The following is a 22,501-nucleotide window of genomic DNA, read 5'->3' as shown; positions in this document are numbered from 1 at the left end:
TGCGGACCGTTCAGCGGCGGATCGGCGGGTGTTTTGGGGTGTTCTTGGCGAGCAGCTTCCAGGCCACGCCGAAGACGTCGTCGCCGCGCGACACGGCCTTGCGCGGCAGGCTCAGCAGATCGTCCTCCGGCGTTGCCGCAGCCCGCTCGCAGGTGGTGCCGCTGAAATAACCGGCGGCAGCGGCGGCCTCGACGCAGCGCAGGTCGTGGCTGCCGTAGGGGTAGCAGAAATGGTCCACGCGCCGGCCGAGGAGGTCTTCCAGCACGGCCTTGCTGGAATTCATTTCATCGACGATGCGCTCCGTACCCTGCTCGGCAAGGCGCAGGTGGCTGCGGGAATGGGAACCGATGGTGAAGCCGAGATCCTGCACCTCGCGCAACTGGGCGGCGTTCATCAGCGGCGCCGGTTCCGACCCCTTGCCGGCATCCCAGCTGGAGGTCTGGCCGATCAGCCCGCTCACCGCATACACCGTCGCCGGGTAGCCGTGCTCCTTGAGCACCGGCGCGGCGTGGGTCAGAAAGTCCACGTAGGCGTCGTCGAAGGTCAGCACCAGCGGTCGCGACGGCAGCGGCTGCTCACCGCGCAGGCCGGCCACCGCGTCGTCGAGACCGATCACCGAATAGCCCAGCAGCTTGAACAGCCTCATCTGCGCCCGGAAGCGCGGCAGGTGGCAGTACAGCGCGCCATGGGCCTTGACCCGGCCGGGGAAGTCGCCGACCCGGTGGTACATCAGGATCTGCACCCGCATCATCGTCCGCAGGCCTCGCGATAGACCGCAATCGTGCGCTCGAACATTGCGTCCTCCGTAAAGCCACCCTCGAAGATCTGCCGCGCGCGGGCGCCGAAAGCGGCGCGCCGGGCCGGATCGCCGAGCAGGTCGTCGATGGCGGCGGCCAGCGCGACGGGATCATCGGGCGGCACCAGGTGGCCGCTGCCGCCCTCCTCCACCACTTCGCCGATGCCGCCCACGTAGCTGGCGACGATCGGCAGGCTGCAGGCGGAAGCTTCCAGCAGCGTCAGCGACAGGGCTTCCCGGCGCGACGGCGCCAGCAGCAGGTCGGACGCGGCCAGCAGGGCCGGCACGTCTTCGCGATGGCCAAGAAAACGGATCCGCCCCTCCAGGCCGAGTTCCCGTGCCTGGGCCTGCACCTGCGGGCCAAGGTCGCCGTGGTGGTCGCCGGCCAGCAGCAGCGTCCAGCGCCGTTCGCGGAGGCGAGCCAGGGCCGCCAGCGCAGTGTCGTGGCCTTTGGCGGAAACGATGCGCGCCGCCATCAGCAGGCAGGGCTCGTCGTCGGCCACGCCGAGTTCGCGCCGCGTCGCCGCGCGCACATCGGCCGGCAATGCTGCCGCCAGGTCGGCGATGCCGTGGTGGACCATGCGGATGCGCGCCGGATCGTAGCCGCTGCGCTCCAGAAAATCAGCCACCGCCTGGGACACCGCGATGATGCGGTCGGCCCGTCCGAAGTGCTTGCCGGCGTTGTCCGAATGGGCAGTCGCCACATTGGGCAGGCGCGCCAGTTTGGCCGCCAGGCCGGCGTACCAGGCCCCGCGTGTCAGGTGGCCGTGAATCAGGTCGGCGCCGATGCGGCGGGCGTACAGCGCCAGACGCACGGTGGACGGCAGGTCGTAGATGCCAACCAGCGGCAGGTCGATGCCGTCGAAGCCGTCGGCGCGCAATTGCTGGCCAAGCCAGCCGGCCATCGGGCCGGCGTAGAAGGCCTCGTGGCCGCGCTCGCGCAGGCCGCGCATGAGCTGCAGAGCGTGGCGCTCGGCGCCGCCGCTCTTGAGGCTACGCAGGACAGTGACGATCTTCACTGGCCGAGCACCTTGCGATAAATGGCCAGGTTGCCTTCGACCATACCGTCGATGGAGAACTCGGCCAGAATGCGCGCCCGCCCGGCTTCGCCGTACTGGGTGCGCAAGACCGGGTCGGCAACCAGGCGTTCAATGGCGGCGGCAAGCGCCGGCACATCGCCCGGCGGACACAGGATGCCGGTCACCCCGTCCTGCACCGCTTCCGGTAAGCCGCCGGCGCGGCTGGTGATGACGGGCACGCCAGCGGCAGCGGCCTGCAGCAGGGACACGCCGAGGCCTTCCATCTCGGCCGGGTGGACCAGCAGATCGAGGCCGCCGATCCAGTGGGCCAGGTCGTGGCGGAAGCCGGCGAAATGCACCGTGCCGCCGAGGCCGCGGGCCGCCACATCGGCACGCAGCTCGGCCTCCAGCGGCCCCTGGCCGAAAACCAGCACCTGCAGTTCGGGATAGTGCTCGACCAGCTCGGGCAGCGCGGCGAACAGGTAGCGATGGCCCTTGCGCGGGATCATCTGGGCCACCACGCCGATCACCAGCGCGTCCTGCGGCAGGCGGAACTCGGCGCGGAAAGCTTCGGGATCGACCGGTACCAAAAAAGGCGCCGGATCCACCGCGCTGCGCACGCAGCTGACCTTTTCCGGCGCCAGACCTTCGGACAGCAGCACCTCGCGGATGCCTTCCGAGATGGTGATCACGTGATCGTAGAGGCGGTACTTGAGGGCCACCGCCAGCCGGGACTCAGGGTTATCCACGCGGCGTGACAGCACGCAGGGCACGCCGGCCATCCGGGCCGCCAGGGCTCCCCAGGTATCGGCACCACGGCGGCTATGCAGATGGACAAGATCTGGCTTCTCGGCGCAAATGACCCGCGCCAGGCGGAAGGTCAAGCCGGCATCGCCGTCGCCCCCCATCCGCATCTCCAGCAGACGGGTACCGGCCGGCTGGCGATGGGCGATGTCGCTGCCGGCCGGACAGGCCAGCAGGGTCTCGACGCCGCGGGTGGCGAGGCCCTCGGTGATGTACTGGACCTGGCGGGCACCCCCGTAAAGGTGCTTGCCCGCTTCCACATGCAGAATCTTCATGGTCTTGTTTCTTGGGTCTGGGCGGCCAGCATGGCCTGGGCCCGGTCGAGGACCATGGCCGGCGTGATGTCGCGCAGACAGGTGAATTTGCCGCCACAGGTCGGCCGGCGCCGGCATGGCGAGCAGTCGAGGCCGAGCCAGATGACGCTGCCGGTAGGGCGGCCAGTGTTCAGATAGGGGCAGGTGGAGCCGAAGATGGCCACTGTCGGGCGGGCCAGCGCGGTGCCCATGTGGGTCAGGCCGGTATCCACGCCGACCAGCAGCGCCGCGTGGGCGATGGCGGCCACCGCCTCCGGCAGGCGGGTGCGGCCAGCCAGGTTGACGATGTGCGGGTCGGCCGCGGCGATGCGCGCCGCCGCCTCGGCATCCGCCGGACCGCCGAGAATCACCGGGGTCAGCCCGGTGGCGGCGATCAGCTGCGGCGCCAGCGCCTGCCAGGCGTCCTCGAACCAGTGCTTCTGCGGGCGCGTCGTGAACGGCGCGAACACCGCGTAGCGGCCGGGCGCCAGGCCCTGTTCGGCGAGCTTGCCGAGCACACTGGCTTCGGCAGCCGGATCGACGGTCAGCGTCGGCAGGAAGGCACCGGCATCGAGGCCCAGCTGCTGGGCCAGGAACTGGTATTCGGAACCGATGCGCGCCTTTTCGCCACCGCGCGGGATCACCTCGCTCATCAGCAGCTGGCTGCCTTCCTTGGAGCCGAGGCCGACGCGGCGCGGCGCGCCCGACAGCCAGGTGATGAAGCCGCTCTTCAGCAGGCCCTGCAGGTCCAGCGCGGTGTCGAAGCGGCGCGCGTGCAGCTCGCGGCGCAACTGGCGCACGCGCCGCCACAGTTCGAGCCGGCGGCCTTCCTTCCACAACTTGACCCACTCGCCCTTCGACCAGGTGATGACCTCGTCGATATTCGGGTCGCTGAGCAGCAGTTCGTGGATGCCCGGCTCGACCAGCCAGGCGATATGGGCGTCCGGATGGGTGCGGCGGATCGCCGCCGGCAGCGCGGAGGCAAAGACCACGTCGCCGATGGCGGAGCTACGGACGATGAGGATGCGTTTCATGCATGCACGGGCCGGCGGAGCGCGGCCTGCCTGGCGGTGTTCTTGGTGAGCAGCTTCCACAACACGCCGAAGGCGGTATTGCCTTGGGAGACGGCCTTGCGCGGCAGCGTCAACAGGTCGTCGGCCGGCGTGGCGACGGCACGCTGGCAGGTCGTGCCGGTGGCGTAGCCGGCAGCGGCAGCGGCTTCCACCGCGCGCATGTCGTGGCTGCCGTAGGGATAGCAGAAGTGATTCACCGGCGCGCCGAGCACGTCTTCGAGCATGCGCTTGCTGGCGGTCAGTTCCTCAACGATGCGCGGCGTGTCCGCCTGGGCCAGACGCGGATGGCTGACCGTGTGGGAACCCACCGTGAAGCCCATCGCGTGAACCTCGCGCAGCTGGGCGGCGCTCATCAGCGGGGCGGGAACGAGGCCTTCCGGCGTGACCCACTCGGAAGTCTTGCCAAGCAGCCCGGCCACCGCGTAGACCGTCGCCGGATAGCCATGGGCCTGCAGCACGGGGGCGGCCTGTTCGAGGAAGTCCACGTAGGCGTCGTCGAAGGTCAGCACCACCGGCCTGGGCGGCAGGGTTTTCCCGCCGCGCAGGGCCACCGCCGCATCGTCCAGGCTCACCACCGAGTAGCCGCAGTAACGCAGCATGGCCATCTGCGCCTTGAAGCGCGGCAGGTGGCAGATCTGCGCGCGATGACTGGGCATGCGCTGCGGAAAATGCCCCACCCGGTGATACATCAGGATGTGGATACGGCTCATCGGCTCGGCAAATGACGCGTGCGGGATCGCATGATGCCAGAGGATCGCCCCTTGGCGTAGCCGCCTGTTGCGGTGCAGCTAGAACCAGCGGCTGGCCAGCCAGGCCAGCGCAGCGAGCACGGCCACGCCGATGGCCGCGTTGCGGGTCTTTTTTATGGCGCGCTGCAGCTTGACGTGCCGCCGGCTGGCCTGGAAATGCTCGACCACCGGCGCTTCCGTACCGCGGTCGAAGATCTTCACATAGCTTTCCGGCAGCGGCCCGATGCGTAGTTCCGGGTGGCACTCGATGGCAGCGGTGAAGCTGTCCTGGTCCACGCCGAGCAGCATGCCGCCCTGGGCGGCGATCCAGTCGTCCACGAAGGCCCGCGCCGGCGGCCCATTGCGCAGGTAGAGCGTGCCGGTCAGGTAGCGGTGCGAGAAACTGCCGTCGCCGGGCGCCACGAAGACGCCCAGGTCGGCGTCGAAATCGAAGAACAGGCGCAGCGGCGAACGCACCACCGAGTCGGCGTCCAGATAGACCACGGCGCGCCCCTCGAAACGCTGCAGGCAGTCGCGCAGGAACTCCGGCTTGATGCGCGTGTTGGCCTCCCAGTAGCCGCGGCTCGGGTAGCGCTTCAGGAAATACGGCGTGCCGGTCTGCTCCAGCGACGCGCGCAGCTGGGCCGCCTCGGCCGCGTAGGTATCGGTATAGAAGGCGCACACCAGGAAGGGCACATCCGGGCGGTCCTGCAGGATTTCTTCGGAAACGGTTGTCGTCATCGTCGTCGGTCGGCGGCGGCCTGGCGGAGCCGGCGGGCCAGCAGGAAAACGGCGAGCTTGCGGCGCTTCGCCTCGATCACCCGCACCAGATGGCGGCCCACGGTCTTGCGGCGCTGGCCGTCCATGCGTGCGCCGATGGTGCTGGCGAGGCCGCCATCTTCCTCGACCACGCACGGAAATACCACCGGGACGCACAGACCGTGCTTCCAGTAGAGATCGAACTCGTCGTCCACCGGCCGCTTCGGCACCGCCAGGTGCTCCAGCAGGCGGCGGGCACCGGCCTGGCTGACGAGATAGCCCTGGGCGCCGCTGGGGTTCTTGTTGGGCAGGATCAACAGCCGGCCGTCTGCCAAGCGAGCCACCGGGATGCCGCGCACCGGGCCGAGGGAGGACAGGCGGACCAGATCGTAGGGCAGGTCGAGACCGGCGATCCCGGCAATCACCCGCGGCAGCTCGGGGCTCAGCACCACGTCGTCCTCGAGCACCACCGCGTGGGCCAGCCCCCGCTCGACGACGATCTCCCAGCAACGCTGGTGAGACAGGTAGCAGCCCAGTTCGCCGGGCGTCAGGCGCGGCTCGCTGCCGGCCGGCAGACTGCGCCGATCGACGCGGCTACCCTCGACCGCCGGCAGGAACTCGGCATCCAGCGCCAGCGCCGCCAGGCGCCGCTGCATCAGCGCGCGGCGGTCGGCGGCCCGCTCGAGATTGAGGACGAAGATCTTCATCGCAGCGCCGGCGACTGCGCATCCCGGCTCCGCGCGCCAAGCAGCAGCACCGCGAAGAGCACGAACAGCAGCGAGGTGTTGGAGCGCCACAGGTAGTCCTCGAACAGGCTGCTGGTACAGATGAAGACCACCAGCGCGGTGCGCAGCGGCGCCACCTCGTCGCGCCGGCCGCGCCACAGCAGCGGGGGGAAATACACCGCGAGGAGGATGGCGCCGCCGAGCAGGCCGGTGGTACTGAGCACGAAGAGGTACTGGTTGTGGGGATTGTCGGTGGTCAGCCAGCCAGGCGAATGGCGCGCGTGGAGCACGGCGTATTCCCGCGTGTAGTCGCCGCTACCGACGCCGGCCAGCGGATGCTCGGCGAACAGACGCGCCGAATTCATCAGGAAGGTCAGGCGCAGGCCGGCCGAGGTATTCACCGACTCTTCGTAATGGGTGATCTCATGGACGGCCATGTCCACCCGGCTGCGGAAATAGTCGTTGCCGATATAGGCCCCACCCAGCAGCGCCGACACCAGCGTGGCCGACACCAGACCCGCCAGCAGCGGACGACGGGCGAAACGCTGGCAGACCAGTACCGCCAGCAGCACCAGGAAGACCAACTGCCCCGCCCGGCCGCCGGAAAACAGCAGATTGCCGGCGGTCAGCGCCGTCAGCAGCGCGTACCCCAGGCGCCGCGCGGGCGGCCCGGACAGGCTGGCCCGCGCGGCCAGATAGGCCGCCCAGGCCAGGATCGGCGCATACAGGATGTGGTCGACGAAGGGTGCCGTGTCTTCCGGATCCTTGGCCACCCGCAGCCCGGCCGGCCAGTCCGGAAAGAGGTGCATCTGCAGCCAGTTGTAGTAGGCCAGGCCCTCGGCCAGCAGGCAGCCGGCCAGAAAGGCGGCGATGCAGCGCGGCAGCAGTTCCCGGCGGGCAATCGTCAGGTACAGCGGCGACAACAGGAAGAAGGTGTAGCGCCCGACCATCCGCCGTCCCTCGGCCATGTCCTCGGTCCACAGCAGGGCCAGCGGAAACAGCCAGAAGAAGGCCTGGAAGATCCAGAACAGGCTGTCGCCGCGCAGCAGGGCCCATTTCTCGCGGAAACGCCCTTCCAGCACGGACAGCAGCAGCATCACCGCGCTCAGGGTATATACCGGCGCTACATGGCCGGGCAGGAAGAAGAAGGCCGCGGTGAACAGGGCCGCGTTGATACGCGGAATGCGGGCCCGGAACGCGCCGAGCGGCGCCGCCGTCATCGCAGCTCGACTCCACAGATGGCAAAAGCCGACTGCATGTCGCGCCGTTCGGCCTCCGACTTGAAGCGCACCCGATCCCAGCCGAAAGCGATCACCCGGGTTGTCGCCGGGCTGGTCTGGCGGGCGAACAGCAGCGCCGTGGAGCGCACCCCCAGCACCGCATCGTAGGCGTTGCGGGCCAGGTGCATTTCGAGGGGCTCGTCGAGGGTCACCACGGCATAGTCCGGATGGTTGAGCTCCAGCGCCGGGTCCTTCGGATGGCCCTTGTAGAAGACCTGGCGGATACCTTCGAGAGCGAGCCAGGTATGGATCTCGGCGCTCACCGCATCCCGGTCGGCGGGCTTCATCAGGCCGGCCCCGACCAGCGGCTGGCCGATCACCAGCGCCCGGCGCGGCCCTTCCTGCGTCTGCGCGGCATCGGCAGCCGGCGTGACGAGAGGCGGAAGCACGACCGTCTTGGCCGGGGAATACTCGTGGGGCAGGCCCGGCAACACGTAGATGCGGTCACAGAAATCGGCATCGGAACCGATGCGGTCCCCTTTGAAGCACCGGTAATCCAGCTCCGGCGCCACCAGGCGGCGCAGCTTGCGGACATGCTGGGACAGGCGGCGCAGGCCGGTGAGCGGATAGCGGCGGATGCTGATGATGCCGTCCGGCAGGATGCGCGCCTTCATGTCGGCACAGCCGCACAGCCTGGGCAGCGCGCGCAGGAAGTAGTTGATCGCCTCGGTATCGAACACCGCGCTGTGGATGTGCAGGCTGTCGCAGCGGCCGACCAGCCCGGCCACCAGCCGGATGTTGGCGCGCAGGCGGCGCAGGCGGCCGAACAGGCCGGGCAGCGGTTCGCGGCGCGGCCACGGCATGTAGCTCGATGCGTCCCAATCGTCGGGCCGCACCACCGGGGTCATCCCCGGCTTGTACCAGACCAGTACCTGGCGCGCCCCGGCCTCGTGAGTCTCGGCGATGCGCCGCGCCGCCAGGTATTGCAGCGGCGAAGCGACGAAGTAGAGGGCAACCCGGTTCGTCATGGTGTCAGGCCGCGTCCGCCGTCACCTGTTCGCCACTGGCCAGCAGGCGGGCGTAGGCCTCGCCGCGGGCCACCAGTTCGTCATGCGTACCAGCCTCGACGATGCGCCCGCGCTCCATCACCACGATGCGATCGGCGTCGCGGATGGTGGACAGGCGGTGGGCGATGACGATCACCGTGCGGTTGCGGCGCAGTTCGACCAGCGCATCCTTCACCGCCCGCTCCGATTCGTTGTCGAGAGCCGAGGTGGCTTCGTCGAGCAGCAGAATCGGCGCGTCGCGCAGGAAGGCGCGGGCAATCGCGATGCGCTGCCGCTGGCCGCCGGAGAGCTGGCTGCCGTTGGCGCCGACCCGCGTCGCGAGGCCGTCCGGCAGCTTGTCGATGAACTCCATCGCGTGGGCCGCCCGGGCCGCCGCGACGATGGCGGCCTCCGGCACGTCGGGGCGGCCATAGGCGATGTTGGCGGCGATGCTGTCGTCGAACAGCACGACCTGCTGGCCGACCCAGCCGAGCTGGGCGCGCAGGTGGGCCAGCGGCAGGCTGTCGAGGGGCGTGCCATCGAGCAGCACGCGGCCGGAACCGGGCTCGTAGAAACGGGCGATCAGGTTGATCAGCGTGGTCTTGCCGCTGCCCGAGGCGCCGACCAGGGCCACCGTCTGGCCCGGATGCACGTCCAGGCTGAAGTGCTGCAGCGCCGGCTCGGACTGGCCGGGATAGGAGAAGCTCACATCGTCGAAGCGCAGCTCACCGGTGGCCCGCGGCAGTGTGCCGCTGGCGCTATCCACTTCCGGCGGCGTATCGAGCAGCTCGAAGATGCTCTGGGCGCCGGCCAGGCCGCGCTGGATCGTCGCGTTGATGTTGGTCAGACGGCGGATCGGCTCGAAGAGCATCGACATGGCGGTGACGAAGGCCACGAATTCGCCGGGGCTGAGCTTGTCCTGGGCCGACAGGGACGACGCGGTCCAGATCACCGTGGCCACCGCCGCCGCCGCCAGCACCTGCACCAGTGGCACGTTGGCAGACGACACCCGCACCGTGCGCATGGTCTGCTTGCGCAGTTTTTCGGACACCTCGGCGAAACGCCGGTCCTCGTGCTCGTGGGTGCCGAACAGCTTGATCTCGCGCACCCCGCCGAGGGTTTCCTCGACCATGCCGGTCAGGCGCCCGGTGGTTTCCTGCATCTCCTGGTTGGAGCCGCGCAGCTTGCGGCTGGCAACGCGGATCAGCCAGGCGACGATCGGCGCGATGGCGACGATCACCAGGGTCAGCTCCCAGGCGGTGTAGATCAGGTAGCCGGTCAGGCCGATGATGATCAGCGTATCGCGGACGATGATGATCCACGCGTTGGACAGGGCGGCACCGACCTGCGGGATGTCGTAGAGGATGCGCGACAGCATGCGTCCGCCGGTCTCCGCCTGGTGCACGGGAATCGGCAGGTGCATCTGGTGGCGGAAGACCTGCTGGCGCAGGTCGGTGATGGCCTGGTTGGCGATCCACTGGCTGGACACGCTGGCCACGTACTCGGCCACGCCCTTGCCCAGGAAGGCCAGCATCAGGAACAGCGGCACCTGCCACTGGGCGACATGGCTTTTCTTGATCAGGCTTTCGTCTACCAGCGGCTTGAGCAAACCCGGCAAAACGGGCTCCAGGGAGGCCGCGGCGATCATCGCCAGGATGGACAGGGCGACCACCCGCGAATAGGGCCGGATCGAACCGAGCAGGCGGCGGTATAGCTGGATGGAGTCTTTCATTCGTCTAATGGCCCAAAACCCAGCGCATGGGCCGAAGCTTGCGCATCACGCAGCACGGGGTCAAATCCGTTTTTGTCATTAAATGTGCGTGCTGCCCTCGCCGGTCACGCATGTCACCACAGTCAGCGGCACGGCGATATGCCAGACGTCACTGCCGTTACGGCCTCCGCGACGTCAAGCTGGTGCAGCGGCACGTGGTTGAGGCAGCGGATCGCCGGATCGTGCAGCAACAGGGGCCGCTTGCCGAGCAGGCAGATGGCCGGCTTGCCGGTGGCGGCCGCCATGTTGAGCACGCCGGTGTCGTTGCCGATACAACCATCGGCCGCACACAGGATGCCGGCGGTCTGCATGATGGTCCCGCGGGTAAAGGGGCGGATCGCGGCCCTCGCCACCTCCGGCACACCCGCGACGATGCGGCGGGCGTTCTCGTCCTCGGCCGGACCACCCAGCAGGACCACCCCGTAACCCTGCGCGATGAGTTCCGCCGCCAGCGCACCATAGCGTTCGTCGCCCCAGTGCTTGTGTTTCTCGGAGGTCCCGATGGCGAAGCAGACAGTCGGATGAGGCAGGGCCGCGATGAAGTCCTGCCCGAAGGCGAGCTCGACGGCGGGCACTTTCATGCGCGGCACGATGGCCGCCGGCGCGATGCCGTGGGCGATCACCAGCGCGGTGGCCTCCTCGTAGATACCGACGCCGGGCCCCTGGTACTTGGCAATGAACGGCGGCTGATTGAGGAACAGGCGCTGGCGCAGGTTGGTGCCGAAACCGATGCGCACCGGGATCTTGGCCAGCCAGGCGAGGATCGCGTGGTGGTAGCGCCGGGAGAACAGGAAGATCCGCTCGAACTGATAGGCCTCGAGTTCCCGTGCAAAGCGCCGCAGACCGGAGAACCCCTTGTGGCGCCCCTTGCGCCCCTCGCTGCGGCGCGGATTGCGGTCGTAAAGGATCACATCGTCGATGCAGTCCTCGGCGGCCAGGATGTCCTTCGCCCGGGTGGACGGCGCCGCGATCACCGACACCTTGCCGTTGCGGCTTGCCGCCGCAATTGCACGGATATAGGGCAGATGCCAGACCAGGTCACCAATGCCAACGTGACGGATCAGCACTGCGGTTTTCGGATCCGCCCCACGCACCTGTAATTCCATGTCTTTAGGAGATTTCCGCTGCAGCACCGGCGCACCGGCGTTCATGGCCGGCCATCGCGATGCAGGTTGATGTTATGCCGTCCCTGCCGGTCCCCGGCCAGACGACGATGCCGGCAGCAGTTTCGCCCACCGGCCCTTTCGGAAGCCTGACCAGCATCCCACGGGTAGATGCAAAGCGCTGTAGGGCAATCGTCTGGATTGGCCAGCAAGCTGTAATCAAATGTTCTGTATCCCCTGGTGCGGCGGCGAGTCTATTCCCGGTGCAATACCTTGTCCACGATGAGGCTGGACCAGCCTTCCTCGTGGAAACTGGCCTCGAGGGCCTCGCGGTTATACTCGGTATCCACCCATTCCAGAAAACCGATCGGAGCGCGCGCATTGCGTGCCACATAGCTGGCGAGGAAGAAATCCAGGATGCCGGTCTTGGCGCCCTTGAAATGCCCATAGCGCCAGTTGAGTTCGGCCAGCGCGTCCTCGACCCGGTGCCCCAGATGCAGGATGCGGTACAGCGCCGAACCCAGCCCCGCCCGGTCGGCCCCCGACTTGCAGTGCAGCAGCGCCGGAAATTCCATGCTCTTGAAGAGCTCGTCCATCGCATGCACCTCTTCCACTTCCGGCGCGGTGCGGGAGTACAGCTTGACGTCATGGAGCATCAGGCCGAGCTTGTCGCAGGCTTCCTTCTCCAGCGCGTAGGAGCCATAACCATGGGGCCCGCGCAGGTTCACCACGCTGCGGATGCCGTACTTCTGCTGGTACTTGGCGAGCTGGGCCGGGCTGGGCTGGCTGCAGCGGTACATGCCGCCACCCAGGTGGTAGAAGTTGTTGTAGACGGCACGGATCATCCCGTGGTCCACCAGGTGCATGTCGAACCAGGCGCGCACGCGCCCCGAGCGCGAGGAAATGTCCATCACCATGACCGGGCCTCAGTCCGGCAGCGCCAGCGAGCGAGCGTCGGCCGCCGCCGCGCGGGTCTCGTCGGCCAGCGTGGCGAGGGTCGCCTGGCGGCCGAACAGCAGGTCTGGCCGCAGCGCGACCAGCAGGTCGTTGCGGGTGGCATCGTCGGCGCGCACCACCCAGTCCACCGGCCGCAGGGCGGCCAGTACCGCCGCTGCGCCGGCAGCCGCAGCGGCCGGCTCGATGACCAGCAGACGGTCCGCTTCCTTGCCGGCGATTTCGAGCTGGGCCAGCATCTCCGCCCCCGGCACGCCCACCGGGCCCAGCACCACGGCGATCCGCTCGCCGGCGGCCTGGGCACGCTGACAGGTGCCCAGCACATTGTCGGCTGCCAGCACGCCACGGGCCAGCGGCGCATGGGCGTTCATCGCTTCGTAGAGTTCGTCGATACTGGCGGTGGCCGTGCCCAACTTGCCGACCACCACGCCGGCGGCCAGATTGGCCAGCGCAGTGGCATCGCGCAGGTCGAGGCCGGCGGCGATGCCACAGCCCAGCACCGCCGACACGGTGTCACCGGCACCGGTCACATCGAACACTTCCTGCGCCCGCGTAGGCTGGTGATGGGCCGGCTGGCCCTTCTGCAGCAGCGTCACCCCATGCTCGCCGCGGGTCACCAGCAGCGCTTCGAGGCCCAGTTCGTCGCGCAGGGCTTCGCCGCGGGCGATCAGCGTGGCCTCGTCCGGACAGGGGCCGACCACCGCTTCGAATTCGGCCAGGTTGGGCTTGACGATGGTGGCGCCGCGGTAACGCGAGAAGTCGGTGCCCTTGGGGTCCACCACCACCGGAATGCCCCGCGCCCGCGCCGCAGCGATCAGCGCCGCCACGTCGGACAGGGTGCCCTTGGCGTAGTCGGACAGCACCAGCACGTCGGCCTGTTCGAGCTGCGCGGCCAGCGCGACACCGACCAGTGCAGCCTGGCGGTCGTCGAAACGCTCCTCGAAATCGAGGCGGATCAGCTGCTGGTGGCGCGAGATCACACGCAACTTGGTGATCGTCGGCGCGTCGGCCAGGCGTTCGAAAGCACAATCCACCCCCCGCTCGACCAGACCGGACTCCAGCAAGCGGCCGGCCTCGTCGTCGCCGATCAGGCCGACGACCCGCGCCTGCGCACCCAGCGATGCCGCGTTGAGGGCCACGTTGCCGGCCCCGCCAGCCCGCGCTTCGTCATGGCGCACCTGCACCACCGGCACCGGCGCTTCCGGCGAAATGCGGGCAGTGGCGCCATGCCAATAGCGGTCGAGCATCACGTCGCCGCAGACAAGCACACGACAGGCAGAAAAATCCGGCAGGGAGAAATGCATACACGGGCAGGCATCCGCAACGCGGACACCGGAAAGACGTAAAGCCGGAATTATCGCATCAAGGACCGGACGCCGGACGGCTGCCGGCGATATCGGGCGCCGGCAGCCGCGACACGCCCACGGCAGTTGTCGCCCGCCAGCCGCAATCGCATACTGCAGCGGTGAGCTTCATCCATGGAGGGCAACACCATGCTGCACGCCACACCGGGCCGCAACCACGCCGCTCCGCCGCCGGAAGAGGAATTCGAACCCTTCGGCGGGCTGGTGCGCTACGAGCGGCAAGTCCCGATCCACCAGGTGTCCTACTACCTGTGCGGCGAGATCCAGGAGCCCCAGTTCTACACCGAGCTGTTCTACACCCTGCGCACCGCCGCCGAGACGGACCTGATCTACCTGCACATCAACTCGCCGGGCGGCGACTTCAACACCGGCCTGCAGATCATCAACAACATGCTGGCCTCGGAAGCCCACGTCATCACGGTGCTGGAGGCGCGGGCCTACTCGATGGCGGCCTTCATCTTCCTGTCCGGCGACGAGCTGATCGTCCACGACAACTGCCAGCTGATGTTCCACACCTATTCGAGCAGTTTCGCCGGCAAGGGCAGCGAACAGCTGGCCGAAGTGCACGCCCTCGGCAACTGGTTCGAGAAGGTCACCACCCGCCTGTGCACGCCCTTCCTGAGCGCCACCGACATCAACCACATCCTGCAGGGCAGCGATCTGTGGATGGATTCCGACGAAATCCGCCACCGCCTCGGGCGCATCAAGCGCGCTCCGGCGCGGCCCCGCCAGACGCCCCGCAAGCAGGCCGAGACCTGAACCCCGTTGGGCAGGCCCGTCCAGACAGCCGATGGCATGAACGGAAAGATCCGGTGACAGCCGGGTTTCAGGGCAGCGCCGCGGCGATGTCCCGGGCCAGCGCATCGACCAGGCGCCCATGGGCCGCCGCCAGGGCCGCGTGGGTCGGCGCCACCACCGGCTCGCTGGCGACGAAGCGCCGGCTGATCAGGTCCTTGCCACCCTTTCTCAGGGTCCACACCGCCTCCAGCGTGACCCGCTCGAAACCTTCAGCCTCTAAACGCTGCACGTCGATCGGCAGGCTCAGGTCCGGCTCGGCCAGCGTCGCCTGCGGCCACGCGACGACCCGCCCGTAGCCGCGCAGACGGGCAACGTCGGAAGCGATGCGGCGGGCGATCTCGGTTTTCAGTGGGGCGACCCAGCGGTGCCCGTCGGCCACGTCGACGCGCACGCCGTCCACCAGGCGGACCATGTGCAGGCGGTCGATGGCGGCCGGCACACCAACCGGCCCGACCACCAGGCTCGGTCCCGCTACGGCAGGGGCGCCGTCCGCCACGGCCTGCGGGCCGAGGCCGAAGAACTGGATCGGCGGCGTGGTACCGCAGGCCGCCAGCAGGAGGGCCAGACTGGCCAGCAGAGGTTTCATGGCTTGTCCTCGGGTTTACCGCGCAGCAGCGCCTCGGGATGACGGTCGAGGCTGTCGGCCAGATGGCGCAGGGCCTGGGCGGCCCGCGACAACTCCTGCAGGCTGGCGCGCAGGTCCTGCTGCAGCGGCGCATCGCTGCTCAAGAGCTTGCGGGTGTCGGCGATGGCGCCGCGGGCCTCGATGATCGTATCGCGCACATCGCCATTGGCCAGGCCGTCGAGGCGCTTGACCAACGCTTCGACCTCGTCGAGGGTGCGGCCGAGACTGGCGATGGCCTTCTGGGTGTCCTTGCCGATGGCATCCAGCGGCAGCTTGTCGATGCGCTCCACCACACGCAGCAGGGTGGTCTGCAACTCCTCCAGACTGCCGCGCTGGGTCGGTAACTGGGGCGGGTTCTGGGCCCAGTCGGCGCGACCGGCGCCGGCAGCCGGGAAGAAGTCCAGCGCCACGTAGAGCTGGCCGGTGACCAGGTTGCCATTACGCAGTTGGGCGCGCATGCCGCTGGCGATCAGGCGGTCGATGAAGGCCCGGAAATCCTTGTCCCGGTAGTCCTTGCCCGCATACGGCGCGCCGCCCTGAGCGGTACGCGCCTGCAGGCGGTTGGGAAAGATCGCCACTTCGACCAGAAGCTCGAGGTCGGCGCTGCGGGCATGGAAAGCCGGATGGATCGCCGTCACCTCACCGACCTGGATGCCACGGAAATCCACCGCTGCCCCCACCGACAGGCCTCGCACCGATTCGTGGAAGCGCAGCAGATAAGTATGCGCGTTGATGTTGGGCTGCTTGAGCGCCTCGTCCCGGTTGCGGAACAGGCGAAACACGTGATCCTTCGGCACCGGCTCGTCGGCGTCGCCATCCGGTGTCTGGAAGGCCAGCCCACCAGTGAGGATCGACGTGGCCGACTCGGTATTGACCTGTACGCCTTCGGCACTCAGCTTCACATCCACGCCGCTGGCGTTCCAGAAGCGGGAATTGGCCGTCACGAAGCGGTCGTAGGGCGCCTGCACGAAGACCTGGATGTCCAGGTGCTTGCCCTGCTCGTCGAGCTTGTAGCCGGTGACCTGGCCGGCCTGGATGCGCCGGTAGAACACGGGGGTACCGACGCCGATCGAGCCGAGGTTGTCCGCCTCCAGGCTGAAGCTGCGGCCGGGCACGTCGAAACTGACCACCGGCGCCTCCCGCAGTGCGACGAAACTGCGCCGAGGTTCGGCGGACTTGCCCACATCCATCCCCACGTGGGCACCGGCCAGCAGGGTGTCGAGACCCGACACGGAACCGCCGGAGACCCGCGCGCTGACCACCCAGAAGCGCGTGTCGTCCACCAGCAGGCGGGCCGCCTGGCGGGCCAGCTGGGCGGTGGCAAGCACGTGACCGCCATCCTCGGCAAGGGCCACCGCAGTGATCTGGCCGACGTCCACGTCGCGGTACTTGATGCGGGTCTTGCCCGGCTCCAGGCCGGTGCCGGTATCGAACTGGATGGTGATCACCGGCCCCTGCTCGTAGTAGCTGCGCACCGCCAGGAACAGGCCGATCAGCGCCGCCACCAGCGGGATGATCCACACCAGGGGGACACGGAAACGGCGCGGGCGATCGACTACGGCAGTCGGCAGGGCAGGCGGTTGCGGGTCAGTCATGGTCGGAAGCTTCGGAATCGGTGAGCGGGTCCCAGATCAGGCGTGGATCGAAGGTCAGGGCGGCAAACATCGTCAGTACCACCACCGCACCGAAGGCCACCGCGGCCGGACCGGCCTCGACGGTGGCCAAACCCCGGAACTGTACCAGCGCGACCAGCAGCGTGATCACGTAGATGTCGAGCATCGACCAGCGCCCGACGAACTCCACCAGCCGATACAGGCGGGCGCGCTGCAGCGTCCGGTGACGGGAGCGGCGCTGCACCGAGGCGGTGAGATGAGTCAGCGCCAGGATTTTCAGCAGCGGAACCACCACGCTGGCGAAAAACACCACCACGGCCAGCGGCCACTGGCCGTCCACCCACAGGAAGATTACCCCGCTCATGATGGTGTCCACCTGGTGATTGACCAGCGACGTGGTGACCATGATCGGCAGCAGGTTGGCCGGCAGATAGAGCAGCGCCGCGGCCAGGATCAGGGCCCAGGTGGTGGTGATGCTTGCCGGCTTGCGCAGATGCAGCGGTGCCGCACAGCGCGGGCAGCGCGGCGGACCGGCGGCCTCCGCCGGCGCCCGCGCCAGCTGGCCGCATACATGGCAGTTCAGCAGCCCGGCCTGGCGGGCGGTGAGGTGGGGCCTCATGCCTCCACCTCCAGCCGGACCATCCGCCACAACAGGCGACGGTCGAAAGCCCGCCCGGCCAGCGTGAGGACCAGGATCAATGCCGCAGTGGCCCAGAAGGCCGTGCCGAGGATCACCGAGCCCGAGTGGGCCAGCTTGACCAGCGATACCAGCATGCCGAGCAGGAAGACTTCGGTCATCCCCCACGGCTGTACCGACAGCACCAGACGGAAGAAGGCGGTCAGGCGCGGCGAGCGGCGGCCGAGGCGCAACGGCACGAGAACCAGCAGGATCATCAGCATCTCGAGCAGCGGAAACAGCTGCGCCGTGACGAAGACCAGCGCCGCCACCGGCTGCATGCCGATCTGCCACAGATTGCGCACGGCGGCGAACATCGTCACCTCGGCGTAGCGCCCCTGCAGCTCCAGGCCGATCAGCGGAAAGGCGTTGGCCAGCCCATACAGGATTGCCGCGGTCAGCGTGTAGGCCAGCGTGCGATCGAGGCTGTCCGGCGGGTTGCGCGCCAGTTCGGCGCCGCAGCGCACACAACGGGCCGTCTCGCCGGGCGCGATGGGCACATCGTGCTGCAACAGGTCGCATTCATGGCAGGCGACCAGTGACTCGGGGGGGATTGGTGGAGCGGCAGGCATGGGCAGGCCACGGACAATGACGTTCCATTGTGCGGCGCACCGCCGGCGCTCCGCAAGATCGCCCGCCCTGCCGACGGAAGCGCGTCAGCGAGCCGGCGCCGCAGCGGCCGCCTCAGTCGGCGGCGTTGCCGCGGGGGTGGATGGGGCCGTGCCGGCGGGGTTGGCCGGGTTGGCCGCGGCATCGCCCCCCGCCCGCGGCGACGCGGCAGGCGGCACTATCGCCAGCACGATGGGCGTGTTGTCGTCCCGCTGCCGCAGGATCACCCGATCCGCGAGCACGTGTTCAACGCGCAGGTCTTCATGGTAGGCCTGGCCTTCCGAAACCATTTCCGGAGGCCGTCCATTGTCGGAAAGGATGACCACACCGGGCGTCGCGCCGTTCCCGACAATCACGCCCTGGGCCACCAGGCCCAGGGCTTCGGCCGCCGGGGGTGGCAGATCCTCTTCCACCGGAACGCCGGATCCCGACACTCGGATCCAGCCCGCCTCCTCGGCAACCCACAAGGCTGCCACCACCACGATCCCGGCGTGCAGCAACACGCGCCGCACACTGACTCCATCCCATCTGCCCATCCCGCTCCCCTTGTTCCGGGGCCCTCCAGCCCCTTCTGCTCCTCCGCCCCAGGCGCAGGCGGATGAAGATACGACCCAAATCGATAGTCTAACGCCGGCCGGTGTCAGACCCTGGCGGCAACTTTCCGGCGACAAAATCCAGCACATCGCGCACGAAACGTTCCCGCTCCCACAGATGGGGCGCGTGATCGACACCCTCGTAAATGTGCAGCAGCGCATCCGGAATGCGCTGCTGCACGAAATGGGCGGTACCGGTCGAGTAGAAGTTGCTCGATCCACCGTAGATCAGCAGCGCCGGCACCGGAATGCCCTGCAACACGTCCCGGTAGTCGGCGGCGGTCAGGCTGCGCCAGCACTCGATCAGCGGCTCGGCTTCGAGGGCCTGCAGGCGCTGGCGGGCGGTCTGGATGCCGCTGCCGTTTTCGGCGTACTTGATCCGCGCCCGCTCGTTGTGGCCGTCGGCCGCCAGGCGCAGCACCGCTTCGGCAAAGTCCTGCTGCAGCGCGCCGATGAAGGCCGCGTTGCGTCCGGCATCGAAATCCCCGTAGATGCCGCTCTTCCAGTCGTCATCGGTGATGAGGCGCGGCGACTGGTCGATGAAGACCAGCCGCGCCAGACGGTCCGCCCCGAAATCGCGGAGGTATTGCCACAGGGTCAGCGCCCCCATCGAGTGGCCGACCGCCACCACCCGGTCGAGCCGGTAGTGATCGAGCAGGTTCTGCAGGTCGCGGGCCATGCGGGCGACGGTCGGCACGGTGTCGGTCCGCAGCCCATGCCCGCCGTGGCCGCGGGCGTCCCAGCGGTACACCCGGAAATGGGCCTCGAAGGCCTCGACGAAGGGGTTCCAGTCCCGGTGCGAGGAGGTCCAGCCGTGCAGCAGCACCAGTGGCGGACCTTCGCCGGAAATCTTCAGGTGGAGCTTTTCGCCGTCATCGGCAAGAAAGTGGTCCATGGGCGGACGGGAAAATCGGTGGAGTCGCGAGTGTATATGACGTGCGTGAAATACTCAGCCATCGACGGGCCGATGGGGCGTGTCGAGCACGCGCTGGTAGAAGCCCACGTCGAGCCAGCGCCCGAACTTGAAGCCGACCTCCTTCAACGTGCCTCCATGCACGAAACCGAGTTGCTCGTGCAACGCGATGCTGCCGGCGTTGGCCATGTCGATGACGCCGACCAGCAGATGATAGTCCTGCGCCCTGGCCGCCTCCAGCAGGCGTTCCAGCAAGGCCCGGCCAAGCCCCTTGCCGCGGTGGTCGCGGTGCACGTAGATGGAATGTTCGACGGTGTATTTGTAAGCTGGAAAGGCACGGAACGGACCATAGCTGGCGAAGCCCAGCAACGTGCCTGCCTCGTCCACCGCGCCGATCACCGGATAGTGGCCGGCCGCCTTGGCGGCGAACCAGGCCGTCATGCTGTCGCCGGTGCGCGGCTGGTAATCGTAGAGGGCGGTGGAGGTGGCGATGGCCTCGTTGAAGATGGCCAGGATCGCGTCGCCATGCTCGGCGAGGGTGCAAGCAATGAAATTCATCGGCGGGAAACGGGGCGCAGAGACAGCCCTGATTGTGCCCCAATCCGCGGCTGGACCGATGCCGGCTTCAGCGGTTGAACCAGCGCAGCAGCGTGCCCCAATCGTGGAGGTCGAGGCGGGTCACTTCGCCACAGGCGAAGTCCAGGCCAAGCCAGTGCTCCGCCGGCAGCTTGAGCAGGTGGCCGGCCAGCGCGCGCAGCGGACCGCCATGCGCGACCACCACCGCAGCCGGCGGCGGCGCGGCCTGCAGCTCGGCGAGAAAGTCGTGGACGCGGGCCGCCATCTGGCGCGGCGACTCGCCGCCCGGCGGGGCGAAATCCAACGGTGCGTCGGCCCACGCGTCGAGGGCGGCGCGGCCGATGTCGTCGTAGCTGCGCCCTTCCCATTCGCCGAAGTGGATCTCCTTCAGGCGCGGTTCGAGCCGCGGTGTGCCGAGGGCTTCCGCCAGCAGGCGGGCGCGGGCCAGCGGGCTGGCGTACAGCGCAAACTCGGCCGGCAACAGCGGACGCAGACGCGTCGCCACGTCGACGGCGGACTCGGCCAGCCCCAGGTCGGTCTGGCCGTAGCAGATCCCCGACGCCACGGCGGGCCGGGGATGACGGATCAGGTAAAGCTCCACGCAGCGAGCATCCCCATATAGATGGCGATTTCGGCGAGCTGCTGGGTGGCGCCCAGGCAGTCGCCGGTATAACCGCCGAGGCGGCGGGCGAACTTCCGTGCTGCAGCGATCGCCACCACGACGGTGACGAGCAAAGCAGCCATCGCTTCCAGCGGCGTCAGCAGCAACAAGGGTATAACGCCCGCCAAGGTCGCAATGCCCAGCTCGGTAGCGCTCGGGCGGCGCGCTACCGGCGCCGACTTGGCGCTGTCATCGCTGCGTGCATAGTCGAGCACCGCCATCACGCTGACTGCAGCGAGGCGCGACAAGGGATGGGCCACCAGCAGCGCGGCGAGCACCGGGTAGTCGTCGTCGGCACCCAGGTCGGCGAGGGCCAGGTATTTGGCGAGCAGCAGCAGCACCAGCCCGATGGCGCCGTAGCTGCCGATCCGCGAATCCTTCATGATCGCCAGCGCCTGCTCCTTGGTCCAGCCGCCGCCGAGGCCGTCGCAGGTGTCGGCCCAGCCGTCCTCGTGGAAGGCGCCGGTGGCGCGGATGGTCGCCGCCATAGCCAGCACCACCGCCAGGTCCACCGGCAACAGCTGCGCCGCCAACCAGTAGGTCGCTGCGCCTATCAGGCCGATCAGCCAGCCGACCAGCGGCAGGTAGCGCGCCGCGCGCCCCAGCTTGTCCGGCGCAAAATCCACCCAGCCCGGCACCGGCAGGCGGCTGAAGAACGCGATGGCGATGAAGATCAGCTCGAGCTGGGCGCGGATCATGGCCGTTCAGCGATGTTGCGGTGCGCGGGCGTCACGCGTCCTTGCCGCTGACGCCGGCGGACTCGAAACTGGCCATCTCGTTGAGGAAATTGACCGCGGCCTGCACCAGCGGGAAGGCCAGCGCGGCGCCCGTGCCTTCGCCAAGGCGCAGGTCGAGCTGGACCAGCGGCGCGGCGCCCAGATGGGCTAGCTGCACGGCGTGGCCGGGCTCCTCGGAGCGATGCGCGAAGACGCAGTAGTCGATGATCTCCGGCGCGATCTCGTAGGCCACCAGCAGCGCACTGGTGACGATGAAACCGTCGATCAGCAGCAGCATGCCGGCTTCGGCGGCGCCGAGCATCGCCCCGGCCATCATCGCGATCTCGAGGCCGCCGTACTCGGCCAGCGCTTCCAGCGGATCGCCGCGGCGCCCGCCGCGGGCCACAGCCTGGGCCAGCAGCGCGCGCTTGCGGATCATGCCGGCGTCGTCGAGGCCGGTGCCGCGGCCGATCACCACGTCCAGTTCGGTGCCGGTCAGGCAGTGGGTCAGCAGGGACGCAGCGGCGGTGTTGCCGATGCCCATCTCGCCGAAGCCGATCACGTTGCAGCCGTCGGCGGCCAGGCCGCGGGCCAGCTCGCGGCCACGGGCCAGCGCGGCGTCGCGCTGGGCGACGGTCAGCGCCGGCTCTTCCAGGTAGTTGGCGGTGCCGGGCGCAATCTTGGCGTCGATCAGGCCGGGGCGGCTGCCAAAGTCGTGGGCCACGCCGGCATCCACCACCGTCAGGCCCATACCCATCTGGCGCGCGAAGACGTTGATAGCGGCGCCACCGGCGAGGAAGTTTTCGACCATCTGCCAGGTTACGTCCTGGGGATAGGCGGATACGCCGGCCTTGGCCGCACCGTGGTCGCCGGCAAACACCAGCATGTGCGGCTTGCGCAGTACGGGGCTGAGGCTCTGCTGGATCAGGCCGATCTGGCGGGCCAGTGGCTCGAGGCGGCCGAGGGCACCGAGGGGCTTGGTCTTGGTGTCGATGCGCTGTTGCAGCGCGGGGGCAATAGCCTGGTCGGGACGGGCGATGGCGTAGGTCATGGAACGCATCTGCGG

24 protein-coding genes are annotated in these 22,501 nt (G+C 68.6%); 1 reads left to right on the top strand and 23 read right to left on the bottom strand.

Annotation, left to right across the window (positions count from 1 at the left end; all coding sequences use genetic code 11):
- Positions 1 to 10: 10 nt before the first annotated feature.
- The 13 genes from B4920_RS10730 to rfaE1 form a co-directional block, all read right to left on the bottom strand.
- Positions 11 to 751, bottom strand: coding sequence for a polysaccharide deacetylase family protein (locus tag B4920_RS10730; protein WP_079434660.1), 741 nt, complete (start codon positions 749 to 751; stop codon positions 11 to 13).
- Positions 748 to 1,815, bottom strand: a complete 1,068-nt coding sequence (locus B4920_RS10725; protein WP_079434659.1) for a glycosyltransferase — start codon at positions 1,813 to 1,815, stop codon at positions 748 to 750. Before B4920_RS10725 ends, B4920_RS10730 begins: the two co-directional genes overlap by 4 nt.
- The gene (locus B4920_RS10720) at positions 1,812 to 2,894 is read right to left on the bottom strand and encodes a glycosyltransferase (protein ID WP_079434658.1); all 1,083 of its coding nucleotides are present in this window, start codon (positions 2,892 to 2,894) and stop codon (positions 1,812 to 1,814) included. Before B4920_RS10720 ends, B4920_RS10725 begins: the two co-directional genes overlap by 4 nt.
- Positions 2,891 to 3,946, bottom strand: a complete 1,056-nt coding sequence (gene waaF, locus B4920_RS10715; protein WP_079434657.1) for a lipopolysaccharide heptosyltransferase II — start codon at positions 3,944 to 3,946, stop codon at positions 2,891 to 2,893. Before waaF ends, B4920_RS10720 begins: the two co-directional genes overlap by 4 nt.
- Positions 3,943 to 4,695 carry a polysaccharide deacetylase family protein gene (locus B4920_RS10710; protein WP_079434656.1) on the bottom strand — a complete coding sequence of 251 codons (753 nt, stop codon included), beginning with the start codon at positions 4,693 to 4,695 and terminating at the stop codon, positions 3,943 to 3,945. Before B4920_RS10710 ends, waaF begins: the two co-directional genes overlap by 4 nt.
- A 78-nt stretch (positions 4,696 to 4,773) precedes the next feature.
- Entirely contained in the window at positions 4,774 to 5,454 is a 681-nt protein-coding gene (locus tag B4920_RS28410) for a hypothetical protein (RefSeq protein WP_088179442.1), read from the bottom strand.
- Positions 5,451 to 6,179: a glycosyltransferase family 25 protein gene (locus tag B4920_RS10705; RefSeq protein WP_079434655.1), complete on the bottom strand. Its 729-nt coding sequence runs from the start codon at positions 6,177 to 6,179 to the stop codon at positions 5,451 to 5,453. Before B4920_RS10705 ends, B4920_RS28410 begins: the two co-directional genes overlap by 4 nt.
- Positions 6,176 to 7,417 carry an O-antigen ligase gene (locus tag B4920_RS10700; RefSeq protein ID WP_079434654.1) on the bottom strand — a complete coding sequence of 414 codons (1,242 nt, stop codon included), beginning with the start codon at positions 7,415 to 7,417 and terminating at the stop codon, positions 6,176 to 6,178. The genes B4920_RS10705 and B4920_RS10700 overlap by 4 nt, the downstream gene beginning before the upstream one ends.
- Positions 7,414 to 8,445 carry a polysialyltransferase family glycosyltransferase gene (locus B4920_RS10695; protein ID WP_079434653.1) on the bottom strand — a complete coding sequence of 344 codons (1,032 nt, stop codon included), beginning with the start codon at positions 8,443 to 8,445 and terminating at the stop codon, positions 7,414 to 7,416. The genes B4920_RS10700 and B4920_RS10695 overlap by 4 nt, the downstream gene beginning before the upstream one ends.
- A gap of 4 nt (positions 8,446 to 8,449) precedes the next feature.
- The gene (gene msbA, locus B4920_RS10690; protein WP_079434652.1) at positions 8,450 to 10,195 is read right to left on the bottom strand and encodes a lipid A export permease/ATP-binding protein MsbA; all 1,746 of its coding nucleotides are present in this window, start codon (positions 10,193 to 10,195) and stop codon (positions 8,450 to 8,452) included.
- A 122-nt stretch (positions 10,196 to 10,317) separates the two neighbouring features.
- Positions 10,318 to 11,340 carry a glycosyltransferase family 9 protein gene (locus tag B4920_RS10685; RefSeq protein WP_161493279.1) on the bottom strand — a complete coding sequence of 341 codons (1,023 nt, stop codon included), beginning with the start codon at positions 11,338 to 11,340 and terminating at the stop codon, positions 10,318 to 10,320.
- A 251-nt stretch (positions 11,341 to 11,591) separates the two neighbouring features.
- Positions 11,592 to 12,248, bottom strand: a complete 657-nt coding sequence (locus B4920_RS10680; RefSeq protein WP_254050905.1) for a tyrosine-protein phosphatase — start codon at positions 12,246 to 12,248, stop codon at positions 11,592 to 11,594.
- A gap of 15 nt (positions 12,249 to 12,263) precedes the next feature.
- Complete coding sequence (rfaE1, locus tag B4920_RS10675) at positions 12,264 to 13,595, bottom strand: D-glycero-beta-D-manno-heptose-7-phosphate kinase (protein WP_079434649.1); 1,332 nt, start codon at positions 13,593 to 13,595, stop codon at positions 12,264 to 12,266.
- 174 nt (positions 13,596 to 13,769) lie between these two features.
- Here rfaE1 and B4920_RS10670 point away from each other — a divergent pair, with 174 nt between their 5' ends.
- Positions 13,770 to 14,414 (top strand): ATP-dependent Clp protease proteolytic subunit, encoded by a 645-nt coding sequence (locus tag B4920_RS10670; RefSeq protein WP_254050904.1) that lies wholly within the window; start codon positions 13,770 to 13,772, stop codon positions 14,412 to 14,414.
- A gap of 67 nt (positions 14,415 to 14,481) precedes the next feature.
- On the opposite strand, the gene B4920_RS10665 is transcribed toward B4920_RS10670, so the two are convergent.
- From B4920_RS10665 to cobT, 10 genes are all read right to left on the bottom strand, one after another.
- Entirely contained in the window at positions 14,482 to 15,039 is a 558-nt protein-coding gene (locus B4920_RS10665; protein WP_079434648.1) for a membrane integrity-associated transporter subunit PqiC, read from the bottom strand.
- On the bottom strand, positions 15,036 to 16,673 hold the full coding sequence (locus tag B4920_RS10660; RefSeq protein WP_079434647.1) for an intermembrane transport protein PqiB: 1,638 nt from the start codon (positions 16,671 to 16,673) through the stop codon (positions 15,036 to 15,038). The genes B4920_RS10665 and B4920_RS10660 overlap by 4 nt, the downstream gene beginning before the upstream one ends.
- Complete coding sequence (locus tag B4920_RS10655) at positions 16,666 to 17,310, bottom strand: paraquat-inducible protein A (RefSeq protein ID WP_079434646.1); 645 nt, start codon at positions 17,308 to 17,310, stop codon at positions 16,666 to 16,668. Before B4920_RS10655 ends, B4920_RS10660 begins: the two co-directional genes overlap by 8 nt.
- Entirely contained in the window at positions 17,307 to 17,867 is a 561-nt protein-coding gene (locus B4920_RS10650; protein WP_216819828.1) for a paraquat-inducible protein A, read from the bottom strand. The genes B4920_RS10655 and B4920_RS10650 overlap by 4 nt, the downstream gene beginning before the upstream one ends.
- A 156-nt stretch (positions 17,868 to 18,023) precedes the next feature.
- On the bottom strand, positions 18,024 to 18,512 hold the full coding sequence (locus B4920_RS10645) for a hypothetical protein (protein WP_139379487.1): 489 nt from the start codon (positions 18,510 to 18,512) through the stop codon (positions 18,024 to 18,026).
- Between the two features lie 88 nt (positions 18,513 to 18,600).
- The gene (locus B4920_RS10640; RefSeq protein WP_079434643.1) at positions 18,601 to 19,464 is read right to left on the bottom strand and encodes an alpha/beta fold hydrolase; all 864 of its coding nucleotides are present in this window, start codon (positions 19,462 to 19,464) and stop codon (positions 18,601 to 18,603) included.
- A gap of 54 nt (positions 19,465 to 19,518) precedes the next feature.
- Positions 19,519 to 20,040, bottom strand: coding sequence for a GNAT family N-acetyltransferase (locus B4920_RS10635; RefSeq protein WP_079434642.1), 522 nt, complete (start codon positions 20,038 to 20,040; stop codon positions 19,519 to 19,521).
- 67 nt (positions 20,041 to 20,107) lie between these two features.
- On the bottom strand, positions 20,108 to 20,659 hold the full coding sequence (cobC, locus tag B4920_RS10630) for an alpha-ribazole phosphatase family protein (RefSeq protein WP_079434641.1): 552 nt from the start codon (positions 20,657 to 20,659) through the stop codon (positions 20,108 to 20,110).
- A complete protein-coding gene (locus B4920_RS10625; protein ID WP_079434722.1) occupies positions 20,644 to 21,414 on the bottom strand; it encodes an adenosylcobinamide-GDP ribazoletransferase in 771 nt (256 codons plus the stop codon). The genes cobC and B4920_RS10625 overlap by 16 nt, the downstream gene beginning before the upstream one ends.
- Positions 21,415 to 21,448: 34 nt before the next feature.
- Positions 21,449 to 22,486: a nicotinate-nucleotide--dimethylbenzimidazole phosphoribosyltransferase gene (gene cobT / locus B4920_RS10620; RefSeq protein WP_079434721.1), complete on the bottom strand. Its 1,038-nt coding sequence runs from the start codon at positions 22,484 to 22,486 to the stop codon at positions 21,449 to 21,451.
- Positions 22,487 to 22,501: the final 15 nt, after the last annotated feature.

Source organism: Zoogloea sp. LCSB751, from assembly GCF_002028455.1.
Taxonomy (GTDB): Bacteria; Pseudomonadota; Gammaproteobacteria; order Burkholderiales; family Rhodocyclaceae; genus Zoogloea.
Note: the sequence above shows the minus strand (reverse complement) of the source record. Positions and strands in the feature narration are given on the sequence as shown.